The sequence below is a fragment of the Marmoricola sp. URHB0036 genome (genome assembly GCF_000426045.1).
Classification (GTDB): domain Bacteria; phylum Actinomycetota; class Actinomycetes; order Propionibacteriales; family Nocardioidaceae; genus Marmoricola.
Map to the genome: position 1 here is coordinate 1 of NZ_KE384490.1, position 25,794 is coordinate 25,794.

Annotated in this window: 20 protein-coding genes; 17 read left to right on the plus strand and 3 right to left on the minus strand. The window is 67.2% G+C overall.

Features of this window, described 5'->3' with window-relative positions; genetic code table 11:
• On the plus strand, positions 1 to 692 hold a 692-nt coding region (locus H976_RS27590), incomplete at its 5' end, for an NAD(P)/FAD-dependent oxidoreductase (protein WP_036227609.1).
• 121 nt (positions 693 to 813) lie between these two features.
• On the plus strand, positions 814 to 1,143 hold the full coding sequence (trxA, locus tag H976_RS0120295) for a thioredoxin (RefSeq protein WP_027863027.1): 330 nt from the start codon (positions 814 to 816) through the stop codon (positions 1,141 to 1,143).
• 741 nt (positions 1,144 to 1,884) lie between these two features.
• Here the strand turns inward: trxA and H976_RS0120300 are convergent.
• Positions 1,885 to 3,117: a CdaR family transcriptional regulator gene (locus H976_RS0120300; RefSeq protein ID WP_027863028.1), complete on the minus strand. Its 1,233-nt coding sequence runs from the start codon at positions 3,115 to 3,117 to the stop codon at positions 1,885 to 1,887.
• 1,053 nt (positions 3,118 to 4,170) lie between these two features.
• On the opposite strand from H976_RS0120300, the gene H976_RS0120305 reads away from it, so the two are divergent.
• The 3 genes from H976_RS0120305 (at position 4,171) to H976_RS27595 (ending at position 7,566) form a co-directional block, all read left to right on the plus strand.
• Entirely contained in the window at positions 4,171 to 4,875 is a 705-nt protein-coding gene (locus tag H976_RS0120305; protein ID WP_027863029.1) for a hypothetical protein, read from the plus strand.
• 46 nt (positions 4,876 to 4,921) lie between these two features.
• Positions 4,922 to 6,283, plus strand: coding sequence for an FAD-binding oxidoreductase (locus H976_RS0120310; protein WP_036227610.1), 1,362 nt, complete (start codon positions 4,922 to 4,924; stop codon positions 6,281 to 6,283).
• 131 nt (positions 6,284 to 6,414) lie between these two features.
• Positions 6,415 to 7,566 carry an MFS transporter gene (locus H976_RS27595; RefSeq protein ID WP_051277173.1) on the plus strand — a complete coding sequence of 384 codons (1,152 nt, stop codon included), beginning with the start codon at positions 6,415 to 6,417 and terminating at the stop codon, positions 7,564 to 7,566.
• Between the two features lie 697 nt (positions 7,567 to 8,263).
• Here the strand turns inward: H976_RS27595 and H976_RS27600 are convergent.
• Positions 8,264 to 9,259 carry an aminotransferase class IV gene (locus H976_RS27600; protein WP_196804161.1) on the minus strand — a complete coding sequence of 332 codons (996 nt, stop codon included), beginning with the start codon at positions 9,257 to 9,259 and terminating at the stop codon, positions 8,264 to 8,266.
• 566 nt (positions 9,260 to 9,825) lie between these two features.
• Between H976_RS27600 and H976_RS0120325 the strand changes: the two genes are divergently transcribed.
• Positions 9,826 to 11,286: an APC family permease gene (locus tag H976_RS0120325; RefSeq protein ID WP_027863031.1), complete on the plus strand. Its 1,461-nt coding sequence runs from the start codon at positions 9,826 to 9,828 to the stop codon at positions 11,284 to 11,286.
• 79 nt (positions 11,287 to 11,365) lie between these two features.
• Here the strand turns inward: H976_RS0120325 and H976_RS0120330 are convergent, their stop codons facing one another.
• The gene (locus H976_RS0120330) at positions 11,366 to 13,000 is read right to left on the minus strand and encodes a long-chain fatty acid--CoA ligase (protein ID WP_027863032.1); all 1,635 of its coding nucleotides are present in this window, start codon (positions 12,998 to 13,000) and stop codon (positions 11,366 to 11,368) included.
• A gap of 134 nt (positions 13,001 to 13,134) precedes the next feature.
• Here H976_RS0120330 and H976_RS0120335 point away from each other — a divergent pair, with 134 nt between their 5' ends.
• The 11 genes from H976_RS0120335 to H976_RS29160 all read left to right on the plus strand — a co-directional run bounded on the left by H976_RS0120335 (position 13,135) and on the right by H976_RS29160 (position 25,564).
• Positions 13,135 to 14,586, plus strand: a complete 1,452-nt coding sequence (locus tag H976_RS0120335) for an NAD(P)/FAD-dependent oxidoreductase (protein ID WP_027863033.1) — start codon at positions 13,135 to 13,137, stop codon at positions 14,584 to 14,586.
• Positions 14,587 to 14,591: 5 nt separating this feature from the next.
• On the plus strand, positions 14,592 to 14,807 hold the full coding sequence (locus H976_RS0120340) for a hypothetical protein (protein WP_155918567.1): 216 nt from the start codon (positions 14,592 to 14,594) through the stop codon (positions 14,805 to 14,807).
• A gap of 380 nt (positions 14,808 to 15,187) precedes the next feature.
• A complete protein-coding gene (locus tag H976_RS0120345) occupies positions 15,188 to 15,799 on the plus strand; it encodes a hypothetical protein (RefSeq protein WP_155918570.1) in 612 nt (203 codons plus the stop codon).
• A gap of 1 nt (position 15,800) precedes the next feature.
• Entirely contained in the window at positions 15,801 to 17,171 is a 1,371-nt protein-coding gene (locus H976_RS0120350) for a glutamine synthetase family protein (RefSeq protein ID WP_081683077.1), read from the plus strand.
• Positions 17,168 to 18,280, plus strand: a complete 1,113-nt coding sequence (locus tag H976_RS0120355) for a Zn-dependent alcohol dehydrogenase (RefSeq protein ID WP_027863037.1) — start codon at positions 17,168 to 17,170, stop codon at positions 18,278 to 18,280. The genes H976_RS0120350 and H976_RS0120355 overlap by 4 nt, the downstream gene beginning before the upstream one ends.
• Positions 18,277 to 19,068 (plus strand): gamma-glutamyl-gamma-aminobutyrate hydrolase family protein, encoded by a 792-nt coding sequence (locus tag H976_RS27605; protein ID WP_081683078.1) that lies wholly within the window; start codon positions 18,277 to 18,279, stop codon positions 19,066 to 19,068. The genes H976_RS0120355 and H976_RS27605 overlap by 4 nt, the downstream gene beginning before the upstream one ends.
• Positions 19,065 to 20,579, plus strand: coding sequence for an aldehyde dehydrogenase family protein (locus H976_RS0120365; RefSeq protein WP_081683079.1), 1,515 nt, complete (start codon positions 19,065 to 19,067; stop codon positions 20,577 to 20,579). Before H976_RS27605 ends, H976_RS0120365 begins: the two co-directional genes overlap by 4 nt.
• A complete protein-coding gene (locus tag H976_RS0120370) occupies positions 20,576 to 20,992 on the plus strand; it encodes a nuclear transport factor 2 family protein (protein WP_027863039.1) in 417 nt (138 codons plus the stop codon). The genes H976_RS0120365 and H976_RS0120370 overlap by 4 nt, the downstream gene beginning before the upstream one ends.
• An 89-nt stretch (positions 20,993 to 21,081) precedes the next feature.
• Positions 21,082 to 22,458, plus strand: coding sequence for an NAD(P)/FAD-dependent oxidoreductase (locus H976_RS0120375; protein ID WP_196804162.1), 1,377 nt, complete (start codon positions 21,082 to 21,084; stop codon positions 22,456 to 22,458).
• A complete protein-coding gene (locus tag H976_RS27610) occupies positions 22,455 to 24,701 on the plus strand; it encodes an ATP-dependent Clp protease ATP-binding subunit (RefSeq protein WP_051277175.1) in 2,247 nt (748 codons plus the stop codon). Before H976_RS0120375 ends, H976_RS27610 begins: the two co-directional genes overlap by 4 nt.
• Positions 24,698 to 25,564: an NAD(P)-binding domain-containing protein gene (locus H976_RS29160; RefSeq protein WP_081683080.1), complete on the plus strand. Its 867-nt coding sequence runs from the start codon at positions 24,698 to 24,700 to the stop codon at positions 25,562 to 25,564. Before H976_RS27610 ends, H976_RS29160 begins: the two co-directional genes overlap by 4 nt.
• Positions 25,565 to 25,794 lie beyond the last annotated feature (230 nt).

Below are 25,794 nucleotides of genomic sequence, written 5' to 3' on the forward strand. Positions count from 1 at the left end.
CCGACGGCACCTTCTCGGCCCGCGCGGTGATCCTCGCCATGGGCTCGGGGTACCGCAAGCTGGGCCTGCCCGACGAGGACCGCCTCTCCGGCCACGGCGTCAGCTGGTGTGCGACCTGCGACGGCTTCTTCTTCCGCGAGCAGCACATCGCCGTGGTCGGCGGTGGCGACTCCGCGATCGAGGAGGCCACCTTCCTGTCCCGCTTCGGCTCCAAGGTGACGCTGATCCACCGACGCGAGGAGCTGCGCGCCTCCAAGATCATGCAGGAGCGCGCCTTCGCCGACCCCAAGATCGACTTCGCCTGGAACGCCGAGGTGACCGAGATCCACGGCGACGACAAGGTGACCGGCGTGACGCTGCGCGACACGGTGACGGGTGAGACCCGGCACCTCGACGCGACCGGCCTGTTCATCGCCATCGGCCACGACCCGCGCTCGGAGCTGCTGCACGGCCAGGTCCGGCTCGACGAGGAGGGTTACGTCCTGGTCGACGCCCCGACCACCCACACCAACGTCAGCGGCGTATTCGCGGCCGGCGACCTCGTCGACCACCGCTACCGGCAGGCGGTCACCGCCGCCGGCACCGGCTGCGCCGCCGCGCTGGACGCCGAGAAGTACCTCGCCGACCTCGACTTCGCCGTGTCGTCGTTCGCCGGCTCGGCAGAGACGAGTGCAGTCGACGCTGCTGTTTGACCGCGGGCCGCGGCCCTGACCGCCTCGGGAATGAACCGTCGGCGCTCGAGGGCTCAATGAGCATCGACCTTCAGACGTCAGCCGCCCAGGAGACCAGTCCCCGGGCACCGAGAAAGGAATGATCGTGGGCAACATCGAAGCCGTTACCGATGAGCACTTCGAGGCCGAGGTCCTCAAGTCGGACAAGCCGGTGCTCGTGGACTTCTGGGCCGAGTGGTGCGGCCCCTGCCGCCAGGTGTCACCGGTCCTTGAGGAGATCAACGCCCAGCACGGCGACAAGCTCTCGTTCCGCAAGATGAACGTCGACGAGAACCCGGTCACCCTGTCCAACGCCCAGGTCACCGGCATTCCGACGCTCAACGTTTACCAAAACGGCGAGGTCGTGAAGTCGATTGTCGGCGCCAAGCCGAAGGCCTTCCTGCTCAACGAGTTGGCGGAATTCATCGCCTGATCTGTTGTTTGGGGAAGGACGCTAGCGCCTGTCTCGGAACGTCAGCTCAGCGCCGGCGCCGCCCGTCCCTCACCTGTGGGCGGGCGGCCTTCTGCGCTGGCAGTACAGCGGGGCGCACCGCGCCCAGCGGCTTCCCGATCGCCTGCTCCACCTCGTCTTTGCAGGTGAAAGGGACTGGAGCTCCATCCGCATCCGCGGTGTGAGTGCGTGTCTTGCCTTGTCCAATCGCAGTTGCGTCGGTCCGCTCAGTGCGTCGCAGGGCGTGCGGGGTCTGATCGGATCCCCGCGATATTGCTGCCGCATCCCGTCGTGAGTTATCCACAGATCGGGTCCTCGGGGTGCCAGCGTCTACTCGGGCGATGCTCATCTAGAGACATGACGAGCGACTGGGTATGTCCGGTGGCACGGAGCCGCGTGTTTCTGCAACGCAGATTCATGCCGGCTCCGTTGGGCGCCATGAAGCGCATCGTCGTTCGTAACAGTTCATCCGTGCTCGGGCTAGGCGGCGCTGGCTGCTTCCCGCTCGGGCCGAAGGGGAGGTAGTTGACATGCTGCGCGCCATTTTGCAACTCATCGTGCTCGACCCGAAGTTCAACTCCACTGGGATCGTCGAGTGCGGGGTTCGGAACATCATCCCGATCCTGTTGCTGTTCGTCGGCATCGGGATCATTGCCGGTGCTCGCAAGGGCCAGATGTCGCAGAACGCGATGACCGATCAGGGAGCCGGTGCCGCCAGCGACCTCAGGACCCGCCCGCCACCAGATCAGGAGCGATGTCTAGCACCAGAAGAGCAGCGGCCACGTAGGTCGGGTTGTCCTCCACCTTCACCGCTGACAGCTCGTTGGCCCGCGAGACCCGGCGTTCGACGGTGTTGCGGTGGGCGTACAGGCTGGCCGCAGCACGCGTGGTGTTGAAGCCGCACTGCAAGTAGGTGAGGAGCGTCTCGCGCAACGCGTCATCGGCGTGAGCCAGCGGCCCGAGCGTATTCACGACGAACCGCTGCACCGATGCCCGATCCCTCGTCAGCGTGTCGATGAGCTCCACGTCGGCGTACGCCGTGAATCGCCGGCCAGAGCCCAGTCGGAGGATCATCGCCTGCGCGGCGAGTGCGTCCTCGTGGCTGGACCGAAAGCCGTCCAGTCCTTGTCCCGGTCGCCCGGCAGCCGAATAGACGCCCTCCGCCTTGGACAGGACCTTCTCGACGGGCTTCAGGTCCGCCCCGGTGGATCCCGACAGCCACATCCAGCGGGAGGTCGTGCTGGCCCGTGCCACGAGTGCGGTCCGGCCGGGTGGCGTTGCGCGCACGACCGCCAAGGCCGCCTCCAGGGCGTCGACCTGGCTCGGATCGACGGTCCACAGGATGATCGCCGTGTGCCACCTCGCCAAACGGTAGTTCAGACGCGATTCCGCGACCTCGTGGGGAATGGGCGAGCCGCTCGCGATCATTTGGATCATTGCGATCGCGTCGGCATCCGCGTCGGCGATTGCGTCGGCAGGGCTGGCCTCGCGTGCGGCCGCCATCCAGTCGACGCCGTACTGCACCATCGACTGCGCCGTCACGTCGAGGGCATCGAGGAGAACCTCCGGGTCCGTGCACTGTTCCAGGCACACTTGGAGCCAGCGTCGCCAGGCGAGGGCGAGCGCGACCCGCCACGCCGCAGGGAAGTCTGGCGAGATGTGGCGCGAAGCGAGATCGCGGACGTAGGCGAGCGTTCGAGGGCTGAAGTAGAGGTCCACTCGACGCCCAGGGCGATGAACGTTCGCGGTCAGCCACTGGACGAGATCGGAGCGGCCGATATTGCGGTCCTCGTTTGCCAGTGAGCCATCCGCCAGCAGGACATCGCTCTTCTGCGCCGTGAGGGCTGGCCCGATGAGCGCCTCCGCCAGACCATCGGTCTCGGTCAGCAGTTGTTGGGACACCGACCGGATCAGGTCGGCGGCCTCAGCCGAGGGCGCCGCCCACAGTTCCTCCATGACCGGCAGTGTGCCTGATCAGGCTCAGTCGGCGAGACTTCCCACAGAGGCATTCGCGGACTCGCAGCGGGATCAGGAGTCTGGCCCCGGTAGTTCCCTGCGTTCACCCTGTCGGCGTGCCCCGCGATTTAGCGCGTAATCGGGCCGACCAGGGCTTCCGGGATGTGGTGACCCGTCCCGGGGATCACGACGTGCGTACTGCGCCGAGGGGATCGCCTCGGCCGTCGCGCCTCCGCCGGTGGGGGCCACCACGCGGTCCCGGTCGCCGTGGATTACGAGGGTGGGCGTGGTGATGGTGCGTAGCTGCGCCGTGCGGTCGCCGGAGTGCTGGATCGCCTGGATCTGACGGGCCAGGCCTGCGGCCCGGTCGTCTGCGCAGCGGCCGCATTCACGCGCGGCGATGGCGGCCTCCTCAGCGTCGTCGATGGGGTTGGACGCCCCGGCGATGTGCTGGGTGTTGCGGAGGTGGCCGCGGACCGCGTCGGTGCGGGGCTTGGCCCCGGGGGAGAGCACCAGGCCCCGCAGCGCCTTGGTGTCCTCCGGTCCAAGACCAGCACCTGGAGTTCGGGCGACGGCGGCCGACGGTGGTCTCGCAGGATCGGAGGTCGGCTCATGTCCGAGACAAAGCCGACTGAGTCTGGCGACCAGTTCTTGCAGCTCGCATCCTGGACCAGGGAGGCTCTGGGCCGACATGGGCCGAGGACTGCGTCGGCGTCCTGGACCACTTGGGCATCGCCCAGGGCCACCTCGTCGGGCGTTCCCTGGGCGGCATGATCGCCAGACGATCGCAGCCATGGAACGCGCACGGGTCCGTCGCTGACGTCCATCTGCTCGACCATCGGGTCGACCAGCGTGGACCAGCCCGCGAAGTCGATGACCGGATCGCCGGTCAGTCGCGGCGATCTCAACGACAGCGCGCACCACCTTCGGACGGCCCCCGGTGCACCGTGCACCCACTTGATGGCGCGGCCTGCCTGTCCATTGACAGGGCGTGTGACGAAGTGCACTCTCGGTCAACTGACTCAGTCGAATGAACAGAAGTGGGGCCGGGCGATGAAGGACATCTTGTTCCTGTTATCCGATCTGTGGCTGATGGCGACGACCTGGACCTACGGGATCAAGCTGTGGCGCAACTACCGCAACCTCCTGTTGACGCTCGAGTGGCTCGTCGTGGCCGTGTCATCGACGAACTTCCTGTTCTGGTCGTTGCTCGGTGGCGACAAGTCCAGCCCCCTGTACGACCTTGCCTACGCGCTCGACGCGTTCTCCCGGTCCTTCGGCATCACGCTCATCCTCGTCATCGGCCTGCTGTCGGTCACACACGGTTACAAGCCGCCGGTGTGGGTGAAGGTAGGTACCTTGACCCTCGCTGTCGCCGGTGCACTCGTCTTCGGGCGCATGCACAGCGATCACCTGGTTCACGACTTCCCTCACCTCGCCCTCGCCACCTTCTACGTCGTGATCAACCTCCTCACAACAGCATTCCTGGCGTACTTCGCGACGAGGCTGTGGCAGGCAGGCGCCACCAAGATCGCTGTCGCGACCGCCATCGTGACGGCTGCGGGCTGCTACGTCGCGGTCACCTACGACTTCTCCCCGTTCTCCTTCGACGACGCGAACCGCACGATCTTCTACACCCTCGCACTCACCGTCTGGGGTGCCCAGGCCATGACCTATTACTACGCCTACAAGGCGATGGACGAGCACAACGAGGCCGCAGGCGCGATGCCGGCCCGGACGGCGAGCACCGCCGCATGAACGCACCCAGCCGACAGGACCCGCGTCCGAGGATGAAAGGTTGATCATGAATCTGGACAACGTGGAGCTCACCAGCTTCAGCGGCTGGATCGATCGGCCGACCGATCTGCAGCCCGCCCTCACCGAGAGCATCACCTGCGACGTCGCCGTCATCGGCGGCGGTGTAGGCGGGATGGCGACGGCGAAGCGGCTCGCCGAGCGTGGGCAGGACGTTGTCCTGCTCGAGGCTGAGTTCTGTGGCTACGGCTCCAGCTCGCGCAATGGGGGACAGATCGCGGGAGCCCCCGGCGGCGACCTGCGGATGCTCAAGTTGTTCTACCCCAAACAGATGAAGGGCATGGTCAAACTGGCCGACCACGCGGCGGAGTTCGCGGAGGCTCTCATCGATGAAAACGCCATCGACTGCGACTACGAGCGCAATGGCATGGTCTTCGGCGCGATCTCGCCGATCCAGATGATGCGAGTCAAGTCCTGCGCCAAGGTACTCAAGGCGGCTGGCGGGCGCGGCCAGGTCGGCACCGCCGAGGACCTCGGCATCCCGCGCGCGTTCATCGGGGGCATGCGCGAGGGCGTGGGCGGCATGCTCAACCCGGGCAAGCTCAGCCGGGGTATCCGCAAGGCCCTGCTGGCGACTTCCGTCAAGGTCTACGAGCAGACCAAGGTTACCGACGTACGCCGGGACGGTGGTGGGGTCGTGATCACGTCCTCGTGCGGCCAGGTGCACGCCAACAAGGTCGTGCTCTCGACGAACGCGTACTCCGGCGAGTGGCAGATCACCCCCAAGCGCCTGTCGGTGCCCGCCTGGATCATCGAGGTTGAGACCGAGCCCATCGACCCGGCGCGGATCGCCGCGCTCGGCTGGACCAGCCGGTCGGGCGTCGTGACCCAGCACCAGATCATGGAGAACTACCGGCTCACCGAGCGCGGCACGATGATCTTCGGGGTACGACGCCTCGAGCGGGGCACGAGCTACCCGCTGCCCAAGGACAAGAAGCCCGACCCCGGGCTCGTCCAGGAGCTTGCGGACGCGTTCCACACGCGGTTTCCCTCGCTGGCCGACGTCAAGGTCGCCCGGGCCTGGGGCGGCTGGATCGCGATCACCTCGTCGTGGATCTCGCTTGCAGGCGCCCTCGGGGACAGCGTGTACTACTCGATCTGTTGCAACGGTCACGGGCTCGCGCAGGCGCCGTACGTCGGGTCGCTGATCGCCGACTACATCGCTGACGGCACGATGCACGAGGACCTCGAGTGCATCTGGCTAGCGAAGCCGAAGTTCCCGCCGTTCATGATGATGGGTCGCGTCGGGCTGCGCACCATCTGGGCTGTCGACCGGTTCGGCGACCTGGTCAACGGCAGCCGTCGCCGCGCTCGTCGCGCTGCCCCTGCGTATGTCGGGAGTGCGTCATGAGTGAGCACCCAGCACCTGAGACAAGTCGAGTCGAGTCGCCGACCTACCGCCCCGGCGACGTCCCTGCCGCGCAGTCGGCATCGGGTCTCGGCGATCCTGCGACAGGGGCGGCGGAGAGCCGATGGGGAGTTGTGGCCGCGTACGGGCTGATCGCCGCCGCTACCCAGCTGCTGTGGGTTACCTATGCTCCGATCACTGATGATGCCGCCAAGCACTTCGGCGTGTCCAGCACCACCATCGGCTGGCTGGCGCAAGTCTTTCCGCTCTTCTACGTCCTCCTCGCCATCCCCGCCGGGGTCGTGCTTGACCGCTACTTCCGCGGCGGGCTGATCCTCGGCGCGGTCCTGACCGGACTAGGCGGTTTGCTGCGCCTGGTCTCTGATGACTTCACCTGGGCACTCATCGGACAAAGCGTCGCGGCTGTGGGGGAGCCGTTCATCCTCAACGCGATCACCGGGCTCAGCGTCGGGTACCTCGCCTCGCAAGACCGCGCGAACGGGATTGCGACAGCCTCCGCGGCCACGTTCGCCGGCTTGGCCGTCGGGTTCCTGCTGGGGGCGCTGCTCCCTGGCGTCGACCGCGTCCAAACCGTCGTGCTCGTGAGCGCGCTGATCGCCGTGGCGGCTGCGCTCGTCGCGACCTTTGCCGTGCTGCGCCGTCCACCGGCGGGTCTCGACAGCGTCGCCGCACGTTCGGGTGGTTTCGCCGCGGTCCGCGTCGCCTGGCGCGACCGGTACCTCCGCCGGCTGTGCGCTGTGGTGTTCATTCCGTTCGGAACGTTCATTGCCCTGGCCACCTATGCCCAACCCCTGCTTGAACCCGCAGGCGTCAGCGTCTCGACGGCCGGTGTTGTTCTCCTCCTCAACGTGGTCGCCGGTGTGGTCGGCTGCGCGGTGCTTCCTGTCTGGGCTGACCGGCGTGGTCGAGAGGTGTCCGTCATCGCGATCGGGGTCGTGGTGACCGCTGTGGCCTGCGTGCTGCTCGCCGTTGCGCCCGGTGTCGTCACCGCCTACGTCGCCCTGAGCGCCATTGGTCTTGTCCTGCTGCCCGCACTGCCGATCGTCTTGTCGTTGACTGAGAAGCGCGCCGGAGAAGCCGAGAGCACCGCCGCCGGTCTCATCTGGATGTCAGGCACGCTCGGCGGATTCCTGATCGCGACGGTAGCGGGTGTACTCGTCAATCAGCCGACCGCGGCGTTCTTGGTCCTCGGAGTCATCACACTAGGGACGCTGCCGCTGCTGTCCTGGTTTCACCGGCACGTCGACGATCCCGCTGTCCTCTAACGGGCTTGAGCCCATGCTTGGGCTGGCTCCCACCATGTCGTGGGCCGATATGGGGCGTAGCACCTGTGGTCCGGCACCGCGGCAGCCGGCGCGCCAGCGTCTGGATCGGGGTGTCCCCGGAGCGAGAGTTTACGAGGGTGTGACTCCCAGAACATGCATGGACAAGGCAGCTGATGCGCCGTGAGATCGGGCCAAAGGTCGCGCGTGGTTAAGAACTGGCGACGACGTCACGGCATGTCGGACACGCCGCGATAGAAGGGCCTTCGCGGAACTCATCCCAGTACTTCGTCCAGCTCGACGCGTTCTGTCCGCAAGCAGTGAGCACCGTGCCCAGCCTTTTGGCGTGGAAGGCCCTAAGGGGTCGTGCGTCCCGAGGATCTGGCGCAACCCATGCCTCTCGGGCAAACGGCGAGGTGATGAACCAAGTGTTCTTGGTGCTGCGGATCCTCGTTGTCGATCCTTGCGGACGCAACGCAACGGAAGGCACATCGCCCTGGGACTCCATGTATCGAGGATCAGTGTGACTCACGCTTCTCCCTCCAGACGAGTCCGAAGCCTGTCGTTGCGCACCTAGGGGCGGCACGCAAAGGCTGTACACGTCCGAACGGTACATGATCATTTGACTTGGTCAGTAATTGCAGTCGACTCAAAGGCCCATCGCGATCGACGCCGTGGATAGGGGAGTCCGGCCGCCCCTTCACGCCTTCGACACGTTCGACGTCGCCCATGGCGAGGCGCCCGTATCGGCACGCAACTCTGGCAGGACGCGCGTCACGAAGGGTCCTGAGACGTGCGCCGCCCAGTAGAGATCCCGAAGGCGACGAGTGACGGTGCCGACTGTGCCGTCCCCAACGGGCTGACCGTCCAGCCGGGTGATCGGCATGACGCCACCCGCCGTGGAGGTGGCGAAGAGTTCAGTGGCTCGCCGTACATCCTGCTCAGAGACCTGAGTTTCGCGAGTCTCGAGCTCCTCGGCCGCGGCGAGCTCCAAGATCGTGCGGCGGGTGATTCCTTCCAGCACACCAGTGGACGGTGTGAGCAGCCGGCGCTCGACCACGGCGAACACGTTGTACCCCGGCCCTTCGGTGAGGTTGCCCGCGTAGTCCAGGAGCAGGGCTTGGTCGGCGCCGCGGTCGTAGGCCTCGAACAAGCCTTTGGTGAGATCGCCCCAGTGAAAGTTCTTCACCGTCGGGTCAACCGAGCCCGGTGGGATGCGGCGTGCCGTCCTCGCGATCACGGCGGCCATGCCGACGTCTGCATCCTCGGGCTTGAGGATCCAGACGTAGGGGATGGCGAAGGCGTAGAAACAGTTGGCGAATGTGCGGGGGTCTCGCGATCCGTTCACGCTCGGACCTCGGGTGCAGATCATCTCGACGTACGCCTCACGCAGCTCAGATGCCTCGATCAGTTCGATCAGGATGTTCCGCACCGCGGCGCGATCGTGGGGCAGCTGCAGGCGAAGTCGTTGGCAGTTCCTCTCGAAGCGTGCGAGGTGCTCCTCCAGGCGGAAGAACGCGCCGTCCCACACGCTCACCACGTCATACGTGAGGTCAGATCGTGTGAAACCTGTGTCGGTGATGGGGATCCGTGCCTGCGACATCGGCACGACCTGACCTTCGACGAATGCTGCTCCGGCCTTGAGGCCTGAATCTGCCGTCATTCTGGAGTGCGCCTCCTCCTCGAACTGAGCCACGTGGCCCGAGGCAGGCTCAGCACCATGGCCCCCAGCCCGAACCTAGTCGCGATTTGATCAAATGATCAAGTGGGGAAATGCCGAGTAGGCCGGCGCACGCTGCTTGTTGTCACACTGCCCATTGGCACTCCCGGACGCCATGCCGCCAAGGAGTGGCAGCACCTGGTGCGTATGGCGCCAATCACAGTACGAACCAGTAACTGCAGTGCTCTGCCATCCTCGGCCGACCGGCGGCTTGAGCAGAACCAGGACCACGGTTGCGTCCACGCTCCCAGTTCCAAGCGCAGCCACTGACGTCACCTCTCAGGCGGGATCGCCCAAACTGCCGGGCCCAGGTTGGGACTGCACCGCTGACGTCATCGGGTGGTGCTCCGCGCGGGCGAGGACCAAACAGTCGCCGAGAGCGCACTGGATCGAGTCTGGGATCCCTCTCGCCAAGGGAAGCGTACACATGACTTGATCGGGCTACTTGATCAAATGACTGGAAGTGCGTAGCGTGCTGCGAATCACAACGACGGTCGCGCTGAGCCCTTCGGCCGTCGCCGATAAAGCCAGAAGGAAGACGCATGACCACCATCGACAGCACCCGAGACACTGCCGGCGTGACGTCACCGGAGTCGGAGAACCACACGCTGCGCGGCGATCTCAACACCTTTCAGCTCCTCTTCGGCATTCTCGCCTACAACGCCCCCCTGGTGGCGGTTGTCGCGTTCCTGCCGTTGACCATCGGGTACGGCAACGGGCTGGGCGCCCCCGTCAGCTACCTCCTGTCGGGCGCGATCATCGCCCTGTTCGCCAGCGGCTTCCTCAAGATGTCGAGGCACATCGACAATCCGGGCGGCTTCTACTCCTACATCGCGCTCGGCCTGGGTCGCGAGGCCGGTTTGGGTGCGGCTTTCCTTGCCGTCACCAGCTACTACCTGCTGCTGCTCGGCGGCTACGCGCTCGCTGGCGTCCTCATCGGCAGCTTCGTGACGGACACGCTCGGTGGGCCGCACGTCGCGTGGTGGGTCTGGGCGGCTGTGTGCCAGGTCATCGTGGGCATCTTCGGATACTTCAACATCGAGCTGTCAGCACGCTTCCTGACGTTGTTCATGTGCTTCGAGTCGGCGCTGATCCTGATCTACGGGGCGGTCGTCCTCGTGCGCGGCGGGGCGACGGGCCTGTCGGCATCCTCCTTCACTGCTCACAACATCACGTCGGGGAGCATTGGTATCGGTCTTTTGTTCGCCGCGCTCAGCTTCACCGGCTTCGAGGTGACCGCGGTCTTCCGTGACGAGGTGCGCGACCCCGCGCGTACCATTCCCCGAGCGGCGTACGGCTTCATCGCGGTGATCGGTATTGGGTATGCCGTGTTCACGTGGGTGATCATCCAGGCATACGGGCCCGCGAACGCCGTCGCCGCATCGGCCACCGACCCGACCGGCAGCGTCACCGCCACCTTCCGGACCTTCCTCGGCGGCGTTGGTGTGCATCTCGTGTCGGTGCTGGTGATCACGAGCGGGTTCGCCTCGCTCATCGCCGTCCACGGCGTGTTGTCGCGCTATCTGTTCAACCTCGGCGTCGACCGGATCCTCCCCCGTCGACTCGGCGCCGTGCACGCCCGGCATGGATCGCCCCATCAGGCGTCGGTCTTCGGCAGCATCATCATCGTCGCGGGCTACCTCGTCAGCGTGCTCCTGAATGCTGACCCGTCGATCCTGTACGCGCAGCTGTGGGGCATCTTCGGCTACGCGCTACAGATCCTCTTCGTCCTGACCACGCTCGCCGTTCTGGCGTTCATGTGGCGGAAACGTCCGTCGGACACCACGGTCTGGCACCGGGCCATCGCTCCCGTCCTCGCCCTCGTGGGTCTCGTGGTGATGCTGTGGCTGGCCACGACGAACATCCAGCTGCTGATCCCTGGCAGCGGGGCGGTGACGATCACGTACGTCGTGCTCGCGGTAGCCATCGCAGCCGGCGTCCTCTACGCGCTGGCCATGAAGCGCGCCAGGCCCGATATCTACCAGCGCATCGGTCGCAGGTAGCGCCTGCTGGACCGCTCATCGCCGGTGGCCGACGTCCTGTCGGCCACCGGCGATGTCGTCCTAGGGGGCGCTGCGTGCCTCAGTCGGCCAGCACGACCTCGAGGTCGCCGGCGGCGTACTGCTGGCGCAGCGTCTTCTTGTCGAACTTCCCGACGCTCGTCTTCGGCACCTCGGCGACGAACGTCCACCGCTCGGGCAGCTGCCACTTCGCGCAGGAGCCGGCGAGGTGGTCGCGTAGCGCCTCGACATCGGCGGTCGCGCCTCCGCGGAGCACGACGGCCACGCAGGGACGCTCGTCCCACTTCTCGTCGGGTACGCCGAAGACGGCGGCCTCGGCCACGTCCGGGTGCGACATCACGCCGTTCTCGAGGTCGACCGAGGAGATCCACTCCCCGCCGGACTTGATGACGTCCTTGGCGCGGTCCGCCAGGGTGAGGTAGCCGTCGGGGCTGATCCGGCCGACGTCCCCGGTGCGCAGCCAGCCGTCGTCGAACGCGTCGCTGCCCTCGAGCTCGCCGGTCGGCGAGTAGTAGGAGCCCGTGATCCATGGTCCGCGGACCTCGAGCTCGCCGAGCGCTTCGCCGTCCTGCGGCAGCACGTTGCCGTCGTCGACGAGCCGGTGCTCGACCAGCGGCGGGAAGAGCCCTTGGCTCACGCGGTAGGGCCAGGCCTCGTCCTCCGAGGCCCAGGCCGGCGGGTGCGCGACCGCGCCGAGCGACGAGGTCTCCGTCATGCCCCAGCCGTGCAGGACCCTCACCCCGTGCTGATCCTCGAAAGCCTTCATCAGCACGGGTGGCACAGCGGAGCCACCCACGACGACCTCGCGCAGGTGACTGAGGTCCTGGGGATGCTGCTCGAGTCGCGCCAACACTCCGGTCCACACCGTAGGGACGGCTGCAGCACAGGTAGGGCGTGCGGCGGCCATGAACGCCAGCAACGGTCCGGGCTGCAGGAACTGGTCGGGCATGAGGAGCGAGGCGCCGGATACGAAGGCCGCGTACGGAAGACTCCAGGCATTGACGTGGAACATGGGCACCACGGCGAGGCACCGGTCGCGCGCGGACAGGCTCATCGCGCTCGGCGTTGTTACGTGCATCGCGTGCAGGTAGAGCGACCGATGGGAGTAGACCACGCCTTTCGGGTCGCCGGTGGTGCCGGAGGTGTAGCACATGGCTGCTGCGGAACGCTCGTCGAGCACGGGGTAGTCGAAGGTCGTCGGCTCGCCCGCGATCAGGTCCTCGTAGGCGTGGACAGCGACGGAAGGGGGAGCGTCGAGAGCGTGCACGTCGCCGTTGACCACCACGACGTGCCGCACGGTACGCATCTTCGGCAGCACCTTCGCGAACGTCTCCACAAGCGAACCGTCCACGACGACGACGCGGTCCTCGGCATGGTTGGCGATGAACACCAGCTGCTCAGGGAAGAGGCGGATGTTGAGCGCGTGCAGCACGGCTCCCATGGCCGGGACCGCACTGTAGACCTCGAGGTGCTCGTTGTTGTTCCACATGAAGGTCGCGACCCGGTCGAAGGCGCCGACGCCCAGCTTCGTCAGTGCACCGGCGAGCTGAGCGGCCCGCGCGGCGAGCTCAGGATAGGAGCGGCTCCGCGTCGTCCCGCCAGTCCAGGTGGTCACGGTCGAAGCGGTGTGCGCCTCTCCGGCGTAGCGCAAGAGTCGGCCGAGCGAGAGTGGCTCGTCCTGCATCGTGCTCAACATTGCTGCCTCTCCTGTCATTGACGAACGAGGTCCGCTCGCGCCATAGTGATCAAACGATCAAGTCAGTTGACTGTAATCGTGTTCATGGGCGTCGGCAAGCGGGCGCCCCGAGCAGCGGGAAGGGAAGAGCCGGCATGGAGCCAAGCCCCGGTCACCAGGACGTCGTCATCGTCGGAGCCGGCCTCTCCGGAATCGCTGCCGCGGTCCAGCTCAAGGCCGACCACCCCGGCAGGTCGTTCGTGATGCTCGAGCAGCGCGCAGAGCTGGGTGGGACCTGGAAGCTGTTCCGCTACCCCGGCATTCGCTCCGACAGCGACATGTACACGCTGGGGTACGCCTTCAAGCCCTGGACGCACGAGAAGGCCATCGCGTCCGGCGCCTCGATCCTGGACTACCTTCACGAGGCAGTCGACGAGCACGACCTCGCCTCGCACGTCCAGCTGGGCCGGAAGGTACGCAGGGCCGACTGGTCCGGCGAGTCCCACTGCTGGACGCTCGAGGTGGACGCGCCGTCGGGTGTCGAGCCCTGGACGTGCTCATTCCTCTACCTAGCCGCCGGCTACTACGACTACGACGGCGGCAACATGCCGGAGTTCCCGGGGCTCGGGCAGTTCGAGGGCACGGTGATCCACCCGCAGGAGTGGCCAGAGGGCGTCGACTGCGCGGGCCAGCGCGTCGCTGTCATCGGCTCGGGCGCGACGGCGATCACCCTGGTCCCCGCGCTCGCCGAGGCCGCCGACAAGGTCATCATGGTCCAGCGGTCACCGACGTACGTCGCGATCGACTCCGACGTCGACGAGGAGGCTCAGCGGCTGCGCAAGGAGGTCGGCGATCGGGAGGCGTTCGAGCGCATCCGGCTGCGCAACCTCGAGCTGCAGCAGGAGCGCTACCAGACGGCCCGCACCTGGCCGGAGGAGTTCAAGAAGCCTCTCTTCGAGGCGATCGAGGACATCGTCGGCCGCGAGGTCCGTGAGAAGCACTTCACCCCGTCGTACCAGCCCTGGGACCAGCGTCTCTGCTTGGTGCCGAACGGTGACCTGTTCCATGCCATCGCCAAGGGCCGCGCCGATGTGGTCACCGGCCACATCGAGACCTTCACGCCCCAAGGTCTGCGGATGACGTCGGGCGAAGAGGTCAACGTCGATGTGGTCGTGACGGCGACCGGCCTCAAGCTCGTCACCTTCGGCAAGATCGACCTGTACGTCGACGGCGAGCACGTCGACGTCGGCGAGTGCTTCACCTACAAGGGTGTGGCGATCAGCGACGTCCCGAACCTGGTGACCGCCTTCGGCTACCTCAACTCGTCCTGGACCCTTCGGATCGAGCTCGTCAACGAGTTCTGGAGCGCGGTGCTCAGCCGCATGGACGAGCTCGGTGTCCGGGAGGTCCGGCCGGTGCTCACCCCTGAGGAGGTCGCAATGGAACGGCGTCCCTGGATGACCGGCGTGACGTCGGGCTACCTGGTGCGGCACATGGATGACATGCCGAAGCAGGGGGACTATGCGCCGTGGCTCAACCCGCAGGTGCACGAGGAGACCAAGGCGCTCCTGAGCGACCTCGACGACGGCTCCCTCACGTTCAGGTGAGGACGATGACGACCAACGCGCAGGCCGCACCAACGGACGCTATCGAGGCTGCCGCATCGGGCTTGCGCGCCGCTGCAGCCACCGCGCAGGAGCTCGACTATCGCGGCCTGGCCGCCGCCCTGGAGGACCTGGCCCTCGTGCTGGGTGCCCTCCCGCCGGCGGACGCCTGCCGGTTGGCCGATGCACTGCAGTCGAGCGGAACAGCCAACGTCAAACGGTGAGCTCGACACTCTCCGGCGGGCCCGACATGGCGCACCGACCACGCTTGAGCCCAGCGTGCGTTACTCCTTGCCACTGCGATCTTGAGCGAAGTCACTGCATCGCTCCGCATCAAGGGCGCGCTCCATGGTCCCGCGCGGTGCTCCATTGGGCAGGGTCTACGGCACTTGGGCAATCTCCGGCGTGCTCCCGTCGGTTCGCCGGTTCTGCGACCGCTTCAGCGGACACAAGCGCCTCGCCATCGCGCGGCCGTGGCTGCCGGTGCCCCGCGGCGTCCTGAGCGCTGAGTCCCGGGCCAACTCGGCCATTGACGGGCGCGGTGACCCAGGTCATACTTGATCATCCGATCAAGTCATTCGATCAGCAATAGAGCAGGTGAGTCATGAACAGCCCAGTAGCAATGGTCGCCACGGAAGCCGACCCCACGCCGCTCGTGCTCTCGTTGGCCCGGACCCTCCGGGCGAGTGCCCAGGTCCCTGAGCTGCGCGAGCTGGTCACGCAGACCAACGGTGCCGTCGCACTGCGATCGGTCACCGACGCCCAGTCGGCGTCGCTGACGTTCGACGGGTCCAGCGTCGTGGTGAGCCACGGGCTCGCCGAAGGTGCGGAGCAGGCGGAGCTCATCTTCGAGCCTGAGTACACCCTCGGCGAGACCGCCGACCCGGTCGCACTCGCGGCTGCGCGGCTGTTGTCGCCGCCGCTGCCTTCCTGGCGCGACGCGGCGATGCAGTTCTGGGAGGTCAACCACGGCACTCCCGGCTTCCCGACCCGGCTGGTCGTCGTGTGTCTCGAAGAGGAGACGCAGGAGGTGTACGGCGAGGGTGAGGACTCCTACGAGATCCACGGCTACGGCCCGGCGCTCGCAGCCGTTCTCAGCGGCCAGATCGAGCACTTCCTGTACGCCATCGCGTTCGGGGTGGTCTCCACCGTCGGGTCCGCGGCACATATGTCCGTGATGTGCGGTGCGCACTGGAAGGTTCGGTTCGGTGCTTGAGATGAAGACGATGCGGACGTCCGAGGTGCAGCAATGGCTGGTGGACAACGGGATCACGTCGGTCCATGTCCAGGCCACGAACCTGGACGGGGCCTTTCTCGGCAAGACCGTGTCGCCGGACAAGTTCCTCGGCAGCCTCGAGAACGGCGTCGCCTTCGCGGACGTCGTCTTCGGCAACGACCTGGGCAACTTCCCGGTCCTCGGTGTCGCGTTCCCGTCCTGGCGCGGTGAGCTGGAGGACATCTTCCTCCGTCCCGACCTCGGCACGCTCTGCGTGTGGCGGCCGGGTGTCGCCGCGGTCATCGGTGATTTCTGGACCAAGGATGGCGATCCCGTCGGCGTCTGCCCGCGCAACCAGCTGCGCAAGATTGCGGCACGGGCCGACGAGCTCGGGTACGGCATCAAGGCGGCCGTCGAGATCGAGGCCACCCTCTTCGAGGAGTCGGTCCAGGACGCACGGGCGAAGGGCTACCAAGGACTCACCCCGCTGGGCGGCACGGCCGGATCGGCGTACGTCCTGGGCAAGTCCGCCGACTGGTGGGAGTACCTCGAGGCGGTCGAGCAGCGGCTGCGTTCGATCGGCATCGAGTGGGAGGCGTGGAACGACGAGGCCGCGGCCGGCCAGGTCGAGGTCAACGTCGCAGTCGGCGACGTCGTCGACGTGGCGGACCGATGGGCGCGGACGCGCCAGGTGATGCGCGAGGTCGCCTACGAGCTCGGTCGCACGGTGACCTTCATGGCGAAGTGGTCGGATCAGTGGGGGCAGGCGTCGCACATCAACCTCTCGCTCACCGGCGGGGAGCGCAACGCCTTCTACAGCCCTGACGGCTGCTCCGAGGTCATGGAGCACTTCCTGGGTGGCGTCATGGCCGCGATGGCCGGCACCTCCTCCCTGGCGCTGCCGTTCATCACCTCCTATCGCCGCCTGGTGCAGCTCGAGGGCCCGCCCACCACCATCACGTGGGGCCACCACAACAAGACGACCGCGGTCCGGGCGATCACCGGACACCCGGCGTACTCCCGGATCGAGTACCGCCTGCCCGGCTCGGACGCGAACGTCTACCTCGTCGCCGCGGCTGTCGCGGGTGCGGGAATCCACGGCGTGGTCAACCAGACCGCGCCGCCCGACCCGTTCGCCGGGATGGCTTGGGGGCTTCCCGGCGGCGTCGAGAACATCCCGACCACCATCACCCAGGCCGCTGCGGCGCTTCAGGCCGACAAGGTCCTCTCCGATGTGCTCGGCGAGGAGTTCGTGACGTACTGGCTCGGTACCCGCCGCTGGGAATGGCTCGCCTTCCACACGATGGGCGGCGGCGACCCCGATGTCGGGCTCACCGGCTGGGAGTTCGCGCGCTACTTCGAGCTCGTATGAGCAGGCGCATCGCGGCCGCCGTCCTCAACCGTTCGCCCGGCGAGCTGGAGGTCGAGGAGCTGATCATCGACGACCCTGCCCCGGAAGAGGTTCTCGTCCGCGTGGAGTACGCCGGGCTGTGCCACTCCGACCTGCACGAGATCGACGGCACCTTCGACACGACGCCGCCCCCGATCGTGCTGGGGCACGAGCTCGTCGGCGATGTGGTCGAGGTCGGCAGCGCGGTCCAGGGTTTTGCCCCGGGCGACCCCGTCGTCACCTGCCTGTCGATGTTCTGCGGGACGTGCGCCTACTGCCTCGAGGGTCGCCAGACCCTCTGCATCAACCGTGGCCGACTCCAGCAGCAGCGCTCGCGACCGCGGCTGACCAACGCTGGTGGCGAGGCCGTGCGCCCGACCGCCGGCATCGGCGGGTTCGCCGAGATGGCACTCGTGCACCAGAACGGACTGGTCGTGGTGCCGCACGACGTGTTGCCCGCGACCGCCAGCGTGCTCGGCTGCGCCGTGACGACCGGCATGGGCGCGGTGCTGCACAGCGCGCGCGTCCGCCCCGGGCAGACCGTGGCCGTGATCGGTCTCGGCGGCGTCGGCTTCGCCGCCCTCCAAGCTGCGCGGCTCGCCGGCGCTTCGCAGGTGATCGGCGTTGACGTCGTACCCGCGAAGCTGCGGCGGGCCCTCGAGTTCGGTGCTACCGACGTCGTCGACGCGCGCGACAGTGAGGCCGTTGCCACCGTCAGGGAGCTCTCGGAGGGCGGCGTCCACCATGCGTTCGAGGCCGTGGGTTCGGGCCGCACGGTCGGTCAGGCCTTCGCGATGCTGCGCGCCGGCGGGACGGCCACCGTAATGGGAATGATCCCGGACGGGCATCAGATCGACATCCGCGGCGCGGAGCTGTTCCTGGAGGAGAAGCGCCTCCAGGGCTGTTTCATGGGTTCCAACCACTTCAAGGTCGACATCCCCATGTACGCCGAGTTCAACCGGATGGGTGTGCTGCGCCTCGACGAGCTGGTCACGGCCGAGTTCGACCTGGCAACGATCAACGAGGGCTTCAAGGCGCTCGCCTCCGGCGACGAGATCCGCGTCGTGGCCCGCATCGGGGGCCGGGCGTGAAGCCACTGATCGGTATCACCGGCCGCCAACTGGCGCTGGGCATGGTCGCGAACACCTCGGAGCGGTTCCGCGAGCAGCGGATCGGCAGCTACTTCTCGGCCTTCGCCGAGGCCGTGGCCGCGGCCGGAGGCATCCCGGTGTACGTCCCATTCGTCGCCGAAGCGACCGGCGTCGTGACACGGCTGGACGGCATCGTCATCACCGGCGGTCAGGACGTGCACCCCGCCCGCTGGGGTGGGCGCGCCGCGGTCGACCCGGCCGTCGATCCCCGCTGGGACCACGACGCCCACGACGCCGAGCGCGACGCCTACGAGGCCGCGCTGATCGTTGCTGCCGTGGGTGCCGGCACGCCGCTGCTCGGCGTATGCCGCGGCCACCAACTGCTCAACGTCGTGCTCGGAGGCACTCTGACCGAGCACCTCGACGAGGGCCCGATCGTGCACTCCGCTCCCTACGCCGCGCCCAGCGACGGGGACCCCGGCCACGTCGTCGAGTTCGCCGAGGGCTCCGTGCCGCACGCGGTCTACAGCGGCCAGCGCATGACCAACTCCTGGCACCACCAGGCGGTCGACCGTCCCGGCGAGGGCCTCCGGGTCGTCGGGCGTACGCCCGATGGCGTCGTGGAATGCATCGAGCTCGCTTACAGCCCCGTCGTAGGCGTGCAGTGGCACCCCGAGTGGACCGCCACCCAACCCGAGCCGATCTTCAACTGGCTCGTGGGAGCCGCGTCCCGGCGGACCGCCGACGAGCTCGCCCTGGACAGACCGGACAGAAAGGCCATGGCGTGACCACCCCTCGCGTGAGCAAGCTGACCACCCTCGACGACTGGCTCGAGCTGCGCTCGCGGACCACGGTGCCGGAAGCCATGTGGGTGGACGGCGCTTGGGACCAGGCGGGCGGCCGCACGCTGCCGCTGGTCAGCCCTCGCGACGGCACGGTGGTAGCCAACGTGGCCAGTGCCGATGTCGAGGACGTCGACCGTGCGGTGCGCGGCGCCCGGCGCACGTTCGAGCAGGGCGTGTGGTCAAGCCTCGAGCCGCGTGAGCGCGGCGAGGTACTCCTGCGCTGGGCGGAGCTTCTGGACGCGCATCGCGACGAGCTGGCCCTGCTGCTCGCCCTGGAGATGGGCAAGCCAGTCAACGTCGGGTGGAACGTCGAGCTGCGGACGGCGATCAACACGATCCGCTGGTACGGAGAACTCGTCGACAAGCTGTACGACGAGTCTCCACGCGGCCGCAACGGTGCCCTGGCCCTCGTGACCCGTGAGCCCCTAGGCGTCGTCGGCGCGATCACGCCATGGAACTTCCCGATGACGCTGGCCATGTTCAAGATCCCGGCGGCGCTCGCCACAGGAAACAGCGTCGTGGTCAAGCCCGCCACCCAGACGCCGCTGTCGCTGCTGCGTGCGGCCGAGCTCTCCGCTCAGGCCGGGCTGCCGCCAGGTGCGCTCCAGATCGTGACCGGCAGCGGTTCCGTCGTCGGCGCGGCGCTGGCACGGCACCCTGATGTCGCGACGCTCACGTTCACCGGCTCCACCGAGGTCGGCAAGAAGCTGCTGACCTACGCGGGGGAGTCCAACGCCAAGCCGGTCTCCCTGGAGCTCGGCGGCAAGTCGCCCAACATCGTCTTCCCGGACGCGCCCGACCTCGACCAGGCCGCGGAGGTGGCCGCCTGGGCCGTCTCCTTCAACAGCGGCCAGATGTGCACCGCCGGCTCGCGGCTGGTGGTCCACGAGGACATCCGTGACGACTTCGTCGCCCGGGTCGTCAAGCACCTCGAGGCGCACGTGATCGGTGATCCGCTCGATCCGGCCACCACCATGGGCCCACTGGCGTACGCCGGCCACCGCGATGACGTCGTGGACGAGATCCGCAAGGGCATCGCCGCCGGCACCGCCCTGGTAATGGGGTCTGACGAGAAGCGCGACGACGGGCTGTACGTCTCGCCCGCAGTCTTCATCGACGTTGACCCGGACAGCCGACTCGCCCAGCACGAAATCTTCGGCCCGGTCTTGTCGGTGCTGACCTTTTCCACGGAGGAGGAGGCGATCGCGATCGCCAACAACTCCGACTACGGCCTCGGCTCCGCCATCTGGACCGCGGACCTCAGTCGGGCGCACCGGCTCTCGCGACGGATCGAGGCCGGCATGGTCTGGGTCAACTGCTACGAGGAGGGCGACAGCTCGGTGCCCTTCGGTGGCCAGAAGCTGTCAGGCCACGGCGCCGACCGGAGCGTGCACGGGCTGGAGAAGTACACCTCACTGAAGACCACGTGGATCAACATCGAAGGAGCATCATGAGCACGACGCAGCAGCACGACGCCCTCCATGACCGTCTGGGCGAGTTGGCCGCGGCCATGGAGGCCCAGGACATCGACGCGTTGATGGACTACTACGACGACGCCCTCGTCTACCTCGAGAACGGCAAGGAGAGAGACAAGGCCGCCCTCAAGGACTACGTACAGGAGTTGTGGTCCGGAGACAGTGGCTTCTCGGTGGATCTCGCGACCGCGCACAGGGTCGATGACGTCCTTGCCGTCACGCTCGAGGCCAGCGCAAGCGCCGAGGCAGAGGCGGGCGAGAAGGTCACGATCAGCTGGCCGATGTTCGTGGCGTACCAGTTCGACCTCACCACGCTGAAGGTCGTGCGCGAGGTTGCTTTCTCCGACGAAGCGGGAGTCGCGAAAAAGTTCGCCGCAGCCGGCATTGCCTAAGCACCACCACCCCAGCACCCCGCCATGGAGGTTCGGGGTCGACATCAACAGAGGAGTTCAAGATGACAAGGCATGACTTCGACACGATCGTGATCGGCGGGGGTTTCGCGGGTGTGACGGCCTGTCGCGATCTGGCTGAGCAGGGCTACTCCGTCCTGCTGCTGGAGGCGCGTGACCGTCTCGGTGGTCGGGTCTTTTCCGAGCGGGGCCGGATCGGTGATTGGGATGGCGTCATCGAACACGGTGGCCAGTACGTATGGTCCGACAAGCAGGTCAACGTCATGGCCGAGATCGAGCGGTACGGCCTGACGGTCGTGCACAGCCCGTGGCCCGAGTGCTACCCGACGGTCGACCGCGGTCAGTACAACCCCGGTCCGCTGCCGGTGCCCGTGGAGGAGATCTTCGACTTCGAAAGGGCGGCACACCAGATCATCAGCGACGCCAAGCGCATCACGCTCGGCATTCCACTGGACCGGCAGAACCTGGCCGATCTGGACATCCCGTTCAGCGAGTACCTGGACAACCTCAAGGTCGGTCCCGCGACCCGTGGCTTCTTCACATTCGTCGGCACCTTCTTCACAGGGCGGCCCACCCACGAAATCTCGGCTCTGCCGCCACTGCAATACGTCGCCCAGATGGACTACAGCCTGATCCGCGCCTGGGGGGTCCTCGACGAGTACACGGAGGAGGGGATCAGCACGCTGGTCGACGCCATGGCGGCGGACTCGGGTGCCGACGTGCGGCTTGGCACACCCGTCGCTTCAGTTCGTCAAGATGACAGCGGAGCGACGGTCACGACGGCGGCCGGAGACGCGTTTACCGCGACCACCGTCGTCGTCGCGACTCCGGTTGCGTGCTGGAAGAACATCACCTTCGACCCGCCGCTCAGCGCGGGCAAGCTGGCGACCGTCGGTGACGGCAACCACAACTCGTGCACGATCAAGGTCCACATGCAGGTGAAAAACGCGCCCAGGATTCCGTTCGCACTTGCCAACCCTGAGACCGAGAACGGCGCAGCTGTCCTTTACACCGACTCCGACCTGGGTGAGAACGGTCAGCTGTTGACCGGCTTCTACATCAACCACCCAGACAACCAGGACCGGTTCGGCACGGACTTCGCCGGCGTCGAGCGCTTCCTCCACGCCTTCTTCAGCGAGGCCGAGCTGGTCGCCTTCGACCTCCATGACTGGAACGAGGACGAGTGGTCGGGGTACGGCGACTGGATGGCGCTGCCTCCGGGCATCATCAGCAAGCACCACGCAGAATGTGCGCGCCCCGAAGGTCGTCTCCACTTCGCGACCGCCGACATCGCGCAGACCTTCCTGGTCTGGTTCGACGGCGCGATCGAGATGGGCAAGAAGGCAGCCGTCGACGCGCAGCGACTCATGACCCGCGAGGCGATCGAGTCCAAGGTGCCTGCGCGTGTTAAGGCCTCGGCCGTCGCGTCAGCATCCGCTCAGGCATGAGCGCGGTTGCGGAGGTCGGTCAGGTCATCTCGAGCGTGGAGCTCCGGGGGGACTACACCCGGCGGGCACTCGAGGCACTCGACCTGGCCGCCGCCGCGACCGGCGGCACGGCGGGCTCGGGGCCTGGCGGCCTCCTCCGTGTGCTCCTCAAGCAGGAGAGAACGATCACGGGCCCGGTGTTCGCGGAGCTCGGCACGGATCTAGTTGCGCTGCACGCGGCGTTGAGCGCGTCAGCAGAGACCGACGGCTTGTCGCTGAGCTCAGCGCTGCGTGCCTCCGAGCACGAGGCGAAGCAGCTGGGCGACGCGTACGTGTCGGTCGAGCATCTGTTGGTCGCGTTGGCCGGATACCGCGATGGCGTGGGAGAGATCCTCGGGTCGTTCGGTATTGACCGGCGATCGATGCTCGACGCTGTCTTGCGGGTTCGCGGGCCCGTGAAAGTGGACGACGCCGAGCCCGAGCTGACCTATCTCGACCGCCAGTGGCGCCCGGAGCCGGTCTCCGCCCAGCTCCGCCGATACAGCCGCGACCTGACCGAGCTGGCCTTCCGGGGCAAGCTGGACCCCGTGCTCGGCAGGGATGCCGAGATCGAGCGCGTGGTCCAGGTGCTGGGCCGCCGCCGCAAGAACAACCCCGTCTTGATCGGTGACCCCGGTGTCGGAAAGACCGCGATCGCGGAGGGACTCGCCCGTCGGATTGTGGCCGGCGACGTGCCCGCGGGCCTTCGCAACCAGCGGCTGGTCGCGCTCGACGTAGGTGGACTCGTTGCGGGCGCGAGCTACCGCGGTGAGTTCGAGGACAGGATCAAGGCGATCCTGACCGACGTCGGCGATGCGCAGGGCGGGATCGTCCTGTTCATCGACGAGCTCCACACCATCGTCGGTGCCGGCGCCGCCGAGGGAGCCGTCGACGCCGGCAACCTCCTCAAGCCGATGCTGGCGCGTGGTGAGCTCCGAACTCTGGGCGCGACCACTCTCGACGAGTACCGCAGGTACGTCGAGAAGGACGCCGCGCTCGAGCGCAGGTTCCAGCCGATCCATGTCGACGAGCCATCGGCCGCCAGTGCCGTCGAGATGCTGCAGGGACTGCGTTCCGGCTATGAGGATCACCACGGCGTACGCCTCACCGATGCTGCACTCGTCTCCGCCGTGTCGCTCAGCAAGCGTTACATCCCCGACCGGTTCCTGCCCGACAAGGCGATCGATCTCATCGACGAAGCGGGATCACAGCTGAGGATCAAGCTGGACAGACGGGCCGACATCGACGTGGATGCAGGCGTCGTCGACGATGACGACATCGCCAGTGTCGTCGCTGCGTGGACCGGCATTCCCGTGACGCGGTTGCAGGAGGCGGAGCTCGAGAAGCTCGCGACCATGGAGGATCGCCTCGGCGAGCACGTCGTCGGACAGGCAGCCGCCATCGCCCGTGTGTCCGCCGCCTTGCGCAACGCGCGAGCCGGCCTTGCCGACCCGCTGCGACCGCTGGCCTCGCTGCTGCTCTGTGGCCCGTCGGGGGTGGGCAAGACCCACCTGGCCCATGTTCTCGCCGACTTCATGTTCGGCAGTGACGACGCCCTGGTACAGCTCGACATGTCGGAGTACTCCGAGCGGCAGGCCGTTGCCCGTCTGATCGGCGCGCCGCCGGGTTACGTCGGATATGAGGAGGGTGGCCAGCTCACCGAAGCCGTACGCCGCAGACCGTACTCGGTCGTGCTCCTCGACGAGATCGAGCAGGCGCACCCGGATGTGCACGCGTTGCTGCGTCAAGTGATGGACCAGGGGTCTCTCGCCGACAGCCAGGGACGAATGGTCAGCTTCCGCAACGTCGTGCTCGCCATGACGTCGAGCCTCGTCGACCCTGCAACTGTCGCCCAGACGTTCCGGGCTGACTTCGTCACCCGACTGGACGACGTCGTTCCTCTCCAGCCGCTGGCAGAGACCGACGTCGAGCGGCTTGTCGGCATGCAGGTCGAGTCGCTCGCGGCGCGCCTTGCTGATCGCGGGGTCGCCCTGCGGGTGACCAACGAGGCACGGGCCCACGTTGCGCATCTCGGTTATGACGAGGACCACGGCGCGCGTCTCCTGACGCGTGTCTTCCAGCAGCAGGCAACCACCGCAGTCTCGCGGAGCGTCCTGTCCGGCGACGTCGCCCGCGGCGACACCGTCGTCGTGGATGTTGCGGACGGAGAGCTCGTCACGTCCATCGTCCCGTCGTACCCCCCGCACGAAGAGACGCACTCATGACGCAAGGCGACGTAGCGGTACTTGGTCTCGGCCCCATGGGCGCGGCCCTCGCCGCGCTGTTCGTCAACCAAGGTCTGGCGACCAAGGTCTGGAACCGGACCAGTGAGAAGGCGGCACCCCTCGTGGCGGCCGGCGCAGAGCTGGCGGCGGACCCGGCCGCTGCTGTGAGCGACGTGCCGCTGGCGATGGTCTGTCTCGACCGATACAACCATGTTCGGGAGGTGCTCGATCAGGCCAACCTCACGGGATGCACGGTTGTCAACGTCACGTGGGGCACGCCTGACGAGGCTCGAACCATGAGCCGGTGGGTGCAGGAGCGCGGCGGCCTGTATCTGGACGGGAACATCTACGTCTACCCGGAGGGCCTGGGGCCCGATTTCGAGTGCTTGTCGTACGCCGGCGAACGCTCGGTCTTCGACGCACACGCGGACGTCCTCTCTACCCTCGCCCTTCCGAAGTACGACGGGGCGGACCCGGCCCTCCCCAACATCCTCGGCTCGGCTGGGGGGATCGCCCATCACATTGAGGTCGGCGCGTTCTACGAGGCCGCGGCCTACGCGGCGCATTACGGGGTCAGTCCCGCCACCTTCCTGGAGTTTCACGAACGGCTGGGTGGGCCCCTCACCTCCCATGCCCGTCACGTTGCCGTCGACCACCTGGAGAAAGGGGACTTCGCCACCGACCAGGCTGCCTTGCGCACCCACTTCGACTCGATGCTGGTGAACCGAGCGGACATGCAGCGCATCGGCCAGCCCGCGCCGATGTTGGGGGCGTTCGTCGATCTCCTTGCGACGGTGGCCGACGAGAAGGGCCATCTGGCCTTGGCGGCGGCGTGCCAGGACTTCCGGCGTCCTCAGGGCTAGAGGTCAGCCGTGCGCGTGTCGAGACCCTTTGATCATCAAAGTTCTCCCTGTCCCGGAGGCCGACGTTGCCGACCCGCTCACGAGACGTCACCGAGGTGGCAGCCGCCGGCTTCGGATTCATGGGGACTGCTGGCCCGCACCCTGGCGGAGCGGGGCTGCTCGGTCACCGTGTGGAACCGGACCCATGAACGAGCGTTGACGCTCACCGCGGAGGGGATTGATCGGGTGTT